Source organism: Streptococcus sp. (genome assembly GCF_030528045.1).
GTDB lineage: Bacteria > Bacillota > Bacilli > Lactobacillales > Streptococcaceae > Streptococcus.
This window is the reverse complement of sequence record NZ_JAUMZR010000062.1, coordinates 1-6,012: the sequence shown is the minus strand read 5'-3', so window position 1 is coordinate 6,012 and position 6,012 is coordinate 1. Positions and strand designations below refer to the sequence as shown.

The 6,012-nt window shown below is 38.9% G+C and carries 5 protein-coding genes and 2 pseudogenes; 1 reads left to right on the top strand and 6 read right to left on the bottom strand.

What is annotated here, in order from left to right; genetic code table 11:
- Positions 1-241 (bottom strand): annotated as a pseudogene (locus Q4A91_RS09070) (ISL3 family transposase); the annotation flags it as partial.
- A gap of 246 nt (positions 242-487) precedes the next feature.
- Here Q4A91_RS09070 and Q4A91_RS09065 point away from each other — a divergent pair.
- Positions 488-1,255, top strand: coding sequence for a DeoR/GlpR family DNA-binding transcription regulator (locus tag Q4A91_RS09065; protein ID WP_303214165.1), 768 nt, complete (start codon positions 488-490; stop codon positions 1,253-1,255).
- Between the two features lie 39 nt (positions 1,256-1,294).
- On the opposite strand, the gene lacG is transcribed toward Q4A91_RS09065, so the two are convergent.
- The 5 genes and pseudogenes from lacG to Q4A91_RS09040 all read right to left on the bottom strand — a co-directional run.
- Positions 1,295-2,701 carry a 6-phospho-beta-galactosidase gene (gene lacG, locus Q4A91_RS09060; protein WP_303214163.1) on the bottom strand — a complete coding sequence of 469 codons (1,407 nt, stop codon included), beginning with the start codon at positions 2,699-2,701 and terminating at the stop codon, positions 1,295-1,297.
- An 84-nt stretch (positions 2,702-2,785) separates the two neighbouring features.
- On the bottom strand, positions 2,786-4,480 hold the full coding sequence (locus Q4A91_RS09055; RefSeq protein ID WP_303214161.1) for a lactose-specific PTS transporter subunit EIIC: 1,695 nt from the start codon (positions 4,478-4,480) through the stop codon (positions 2,786-2,788).
- Positions 4,480-4,797 carry a PTS lactose/cellobiose transporter subunit IIA gene (locus Q4A91_RS09050; RefSeq protein ID WP_001078327.1) on the bottom strand — a complete coding sequence of 106 codons (318 nt, stop codon included), beginning with the start codon at positions 4,795-4,797 and terminating at the stop codon, positions 4,480-4,482. Before Q4A91_RS09050 ends, Q4A91_RS09055 begins: the two co-directional genes overlap by 1 nt.
- 35 nt (positions 4,798-4,832) lie before the next feature.
- Positions 4,833-5,669, bottom strand: a complete 837-nt coding sequence (locus tag Q4A91_RS09045; protein WP_303214155.1) for a transcription antiterminator — start codon at positions 5,667-5,669, stop codon at positions 4,833-4,835.
- A gap of 233 nt (positions 5,670-5,902) precedes the next feature.
- Positions 5,903-6,012: pseudogene (locus Q4A91_RS09040) on the bottom strand (tagatose-bisphosphate aldolase); the annotation flags it as partial.

Genomic DNA, 6,012 nt, shown 5'->3' with positions numbered 1-6,012 from the left:
GAAAACGTCTCTTTTTCAATCGAATGAGACTAGGATGGCCAGCAATTTCAATAAAAGGGATTTTAGAAGGTTTTTGAAAATCATATTTGATTTGTATTCCCATGCAATGCTTACACTTGGGAGGCTGGTAGTCTAATGTAGCCATTAGCTCAATGTGAGTCTCATGTTTCAAGGCTTTGTTTAGGGTGATATTTTTGTCTTTCATTCCGATGAGTTGTGTGGTATGATGAATATGTTCCATAAGATCCTTTCTAATGATGGTTTGAGTGCTTTTCATTATAAGTCTTATGGGACTTTTTGTGTATTCAAAAAGCTCCATAATTTCCATAGTGGTTTTTACCCACTACAGATATTATAGAGCCCAAAATATCATGGTTTGTTTAAAACAACCATGATATTTTTGTTTTTGTTTTATTTTGTTTTTTTCTATTTGATTGATTGAGCGTTTTATGGTAAGATAATAATAGTAGAAATCGAGGTGATAAGGATGCTAAAGCAAGAAAAACTAGATAGTATTCTAGAAGCAGTAAACACAAAAGGCACTATTACTGTAAAAGAGATTATGGAGAGTCTTGATGTGTCAGATATGACAGCTCGCCGCTATTTACAAGAATTGGCAGATAAAGATTTGCTGGTCCGTGTGCATGGTGGCGCTGAAAAACTTCGTACAGGTTCTCTCTTAAACAACGAACGCTCAAACGTCGAAAAACAAGGCTTGCAGATTGCTGAAAAACAAGAAATCAGTCGTTTTGCTGGTCATTTGATTGACGAAGGTGAAACTATTTTTATCGGACCAGGAACAACCTTAGAATGTTTTGCTCGTGAACTCCCAATTGATAATATTCGTGTTGTAACAAACAGTCTTCCAGTTTTTCTCATCCTAAACGAACGAAAACTAACAGATTTAATCTTGATTGGCGGAAATTATCGCTCTATCACTGGTGCTTTTGTAGGAACACTCACCTTGCAGGATTTGACCAACCTTCAGTTTTCTAAATCTTTTGTAAGTTGTAATGGTATTAAGGATAAGGAAATTGCTACTTTCAGTGAAGAAGAGGGCGAGGTTCAACGAATCGCCTTGAACAATGCCAACAAAAAATACTTACTGGCAGACCACAGTAAGTTTAATAAGTTTGATTTTTACACCTTCTACAATATCTCAGAGATTGATACCATCGTTTCAGATTCCAAACTGAGTCAGGAAACATTTGAAGAACTTTCGAAACAAACAACCATTCTTTTATCAAAACCATAAAAATTCCCCTGCCTTTTGGCGGGGAATTTTTGTTGAATTTTATTCAATAAGTTGTGTCTCAGCTAGTTTCTTGTACCAGTGAGCCGATTTCTTTGGATAACGCTCCTGGGTTTCAAAATCAACATAGAAGAGGCCGTAACGCTTTTCGTAACCATTTGACCAAGAAAAGACATCCATCAGCGACCAGATAAAGTAGCCTTTGACATTGGCTCCATCAGAGATCGCATCTGCAATCACTTCCATATGTTTCTTAACATAATCAATCCGTCCATCATCGTAGACTGTTCCATCCACAAACTCGTCTTTGTATCCGAGACCATTCTCTGTGATGTAGATTTTTTTGTAATTTGGGTAATCTTTCTTCACGCGCATGATTTGATCATACAATCCTTGAGGATAGATAATCCAGTCCCAATCTGTACGTGGGACATAGTCAGGCGCCACTCGCCGTCCAACTCCCTTAATCTGATATTTAGAACTTCCTTTTTCACCCTTACCGTTATGAATGATTTCCGTCTCTCCGTCAAAGGCTTGCATCCAATCACTCATGTAGTAGTTAATTCCAAGGAAGTCGTTCAAGTCTTTTGCAGCTTCTAGCACAGCGAAGTCTTCTTCACGCAGATCTAAGCTTCCACCATTGACTGCTAAGATATGGTTGACACCTTCCATGGTTTCTTCGGAATATCGTCCTAGATAAGTCGAGTCTAGGATAAACTTGTTATGGATAATATCTTCTAACTCAGCTGCACGAACATCTGCTGGATTATCTGGATCCAGAGGATACTTAGTAGGTAGGGCGTGAACCACACCAATTTCACCCTTATATCCCTTATCCTTGAAAAGTTTTACTGCACGCGCATGAGAAACCATCATATTGTGGTGCGATTGGAAAACTTTTGCAAGGTCGTACTGAATACCTGGAGGGAATTTCCCAACCAAATACTGACCATCTCCTATCGGCCCAATTTCATTAAAAGTTGTCCAATAGTTTACTTCTGGGAATTCTTCAAAACAGAAAGCCGCGTAGTCTACAAAGTGTTCAATGTTTTCACGGTTTAAGAAGTCTCCATTTGAATGTAGAGCTTCTGGCGTATCAAAGTGATGAAGAGTTACAAAGGGCTCAACATGCCGTTTGTGGCATTCTACAAATAGATTATGATAGAACTCAACTCCCTTGGCATTGACTTTCCCGTAACCAGTTGGAAAGATACGTGACCAAGCGATTGAAATACGGATACCATTGACACCATACTCTTCTGCTAGTTTGAGGTCAACTGGGTATTTGTGATAGAAATCACTGGCTGGTTCAGCAGTGTACCAGTAGTTATCTTTGAGATATTTGTCCCAGGCAACTGGTCCTTTACCATCGGTATTGGTCGCACCTTCTGCTTGATAGGCTGCTGTTGCCCCGCCAAAAATAAAGTCTTTTGGAAGTGTTTTTGTCATTTGATTCACCTTTCAAGAAATAGAAATGAGATGGAGATAGAGTTGGGAGGAGTTCCGCCATCTCACTTCTTTGCTATTTACATTTTATTCTTCGAACTGCGCTTGAACAAAGGCAAGAGCTCCTTTTCCATCGCGAGTCAATTTAATGTATTGGCCACCTTCTGTCTTAGCAAGTTTGATACCAAGTTTGTCAGTTTCGGCCTTCATGTCTTCAAAGTTTGAAGCAACTTGAGGAGCAAGGATAACTAGATCAAACTCAGGCAACATTTCACGGTGAGCACCATAGCCACCAGCTGCTGCTTTAACAGGAACTTTGTATTCTGCTGCCGCTTTGTTTAGAGCATTTGCAAGGAGACCACTTGTACCTCCTCCTGCACAGAGAACGAGAACATTTGTTTCTTCTGTGATTGTGTTTTGTGCTGTTTCTACACCTGCTTTTTCAAGAATAGCATCTGCTTTGGCAGTATTGAAGTTTGCTGCTACTTTTTCTTTCAATTCATCATTGGCTTTACCAGAACGCTCTTCTTCAAGAATTTGTTCATCATAAACCTTGAGGAATGGATAGTAAATGGCTACGTCAACAAGGATTAACAAAGCAGCAAGTACAAATGACAAAAATTGGAAGTTTGTGCCGAGAACAATACCGAGCGAACCTGGTGTTGTCCAAGGAAGGTTAGCAGTAAATGAGTTCATGCCAAGCGTCTCAATGAAGAATTTAAAGATCCATACGTTGGCAATTGGCGCAAAGATAAATGGAATAAAGAAAATTGGGTTCAAGACAAGTGGTGCACCAAACAAGATTGGTTCATTTACACCAAAGAAAGTTGGAACTACTGAAGCACGTCCGATTGCACGGTTACGTTTTGATTTTGTTAACCACATGAACATGAAAGGAACAACTAGTGTCGCACCTGTACCACCCATTGTAACGATAAACATTTGTGTACCAGAAGTAAGGATCTTATCTGCATGCATCCCTTGTTGGAGAAGGTTCAAGTTGACCTCGGCATTTGCATAGGTAATAGCTGCGATTGCAGGTTCAACGATTGAAGGACCGTGGATACCAACAAACCAGAAGAAGGCAAAAGCACCAAAGATAATGGTAATACCTAGATAACCATCAGCAGCTGAGAATAATGGTGCAAAGAATTTACCGATTGATTCTGCTACACTGGCTCCAACAAAATGACGAGCTAGTAAATCAAGAACATATAGAGAAACAACTGAAAGAGTGAATGGAATCACATCTTTAAAGACTTGTGAGATATTTGGTGGAACTTCGTCAGGCATACGAATGGTAACGTTATTCTTAACACAAACCTTATAGATGGCTACAGTAACAAAGGCAGCAAGGAAGGCTGAAAGCAACCCTTTTGTCCCCAAGAATCCAGTAGCTAGGCCATTTTCGATAGGATCAGCTGCCAACATCAACAAACCAACAATTGCTGCCAACAATGTTGACATATAGTTGATTTGATTGGTTTTCTCCATGCTACGGTTTACTGAGTCCGTCAATGACTTAGCTGTTGTGCCAGCTACCAAGAGAGCTAGAATCCCCATTGAATAGCTATAAGGTTTCATGAGGAGATTAACAACATCATCAGACCATTTAAAGCCCCATGAGTTTGGTACAAAAGCAATCAAGATAAAGATACTTGAGAAGAGAATAACAGGCATCCCTGCAATGAAACCATCACGAATAGCACGAAGATAGATATTACGAGACAGTTTTTCAAAGAAAGGCTTTCCTTTCTCGATAAATGAAATTAGTTTGTTCATTACTTAACTCCTCTCTTATAGAGTTCGATTAAATGGTGCATCAAATCTTTGAGCAAGATAGTTGTCATCAAGTGATCCTGACCGTGCATCATGGTTACACTATAGGCCAAATCTTCACCAGCTGCCTCCTTAGTCAAAAGGCTTGTTTGAGCGTGGTGTGCCTCAGCGATGCAACCACCAGCTTCCTCTACGAGAGTATCAGCTTTCGCAAAATCGCCAGCTTCAGCAGCCTTCAAGGCTTCCAATAGTTTTGAACGAGCATCGCCAGCATAGGCTACGATTTCAAAACCTAACAATGTTACTTCTTCTCTATTCATGATAGAATTCTCCTTATGTATTTTTAATTAAATTTTTATGACAATAAACGTTGGATATGTAGAACTAGATAAACTCGTTCACTTTTATACAAATCAAGACCCGTATGTTGCGTAATCACATCATAGATCTTGGAACCAATCTCGAACGCTTTTGGATAGGATTGTTTAATATGCTCTTCCATATCCAGAAGTGATTGGTTATCATCTCTAGATCTGTCTAAATAATCCAAGAAATAATTGAGATGAATCATAAAGCGATCATAGAAATGGTTATTCTCTTTGGTTCGTTGAATTGCATAACCCTTTAGCACTTCTTCAACATTCCTGAGAATTTCTTTCCTCTTATCAATCGACTCCACGAGTTCCACTTCATTTTCACCTTCGGCATTAATGAAATGATAAGCAATCCGAATAATTTCGTCCTCAGGAAAATGATCTGTCAACTTCTGACGATAGATTTCAAAGGCTTCCTTTGCGATTTGAAAAGCGATAGGATACTTGGCAGAAATATCTGGCAGATTACTATCCTTGTACCTTCCTTGTGCTAGAACTTGATAAGAACAGTAAATATGATCCGTCAAGGTCACATAGAGATACTCTTGAATCGGATAATGATATTTCTTAGAAAGCTTATCAATAATCTCATAGGTCACTGTGATAAAATCCAGCGGAACATCTCTGAGGAGAGCCATAAAATTTTCTCTGGACTCTTCTGTCTTCATCCGAAAGATTTTCTCAACTTGATCTTCAGAAATTAAATCCCCCTTCTTTTTCCCAAATGCAATCCCCTTACCAATCACAATTACTTCTTCTCCCTTGTCATTTCTGACAAGAGAGACGTTGTGATTCATTGGGTTTAGAATTCGATACATGGCAACCTCCTTTTATCTCTTAAAGGTATATGAGTATAAAAAATGACCACAAATGAACTAGAAAATCCTTTGATTTCTAATCCATCCGTGATCATGCCTAATATTACTTAGTAACACTCACCTTGTATTAACTTGTGATTTAAGTATAGCATAAGTAAGTTGTTTTGTAAACCTATACATTCAACTTTTTTTAAATTTTTTTAGATCAATGTTCCTAAGATTAGGGGGGAAACTTATACACGTTCAGTCCATGAAGTCGCTGTTGTTTGAAGAACTTTGTTGAGTTCGTCAATGTTCTCAAATCCAGTTGTGCGTAGCCATTCACGAGCAGCTGCTTCACCGT

Excerpts from the sequence above, each read along its gene's own strand:
- Q4A91_RS09065 (WP_303214165.1), top strand. The coding sequence starts at position 488 with ATGCTAAAGCAAGAAAAACTAGATAGTATTCTAGAAGCAGTAAACACA.
- lacG (WP_303214163.1), bottom strand. The coding sequence starts at position 2,701 with ATGACAAAAACACTTCCAAAAGACTTTATTTTTGGCGGGGCAACAGCA.
- Q4A91_RS09055 (WP_303214161.1), bottom strand. The coding sequence starts at position 4,480 with ATGAACAAACTAATTTCATTTATCGAGAAAGGAAAGCCTTTCTTTGAA.
- Q4A91_RS09050 (WP_001078327.1), bottom strand. The coding sequence starts at position 4,797 with ATGAATAGAGAAGAAGTAACATTGTTAGGTTTTGAAATCGTAGCCTAT.
- Q4A91_RS09045 (WP_303214155.1), bottom strand. The coding sequence starts at position 5,669 with ATGTATCGAATTCTAAACCCAATGAATCACAACGTCTCTCTTGTCAGA.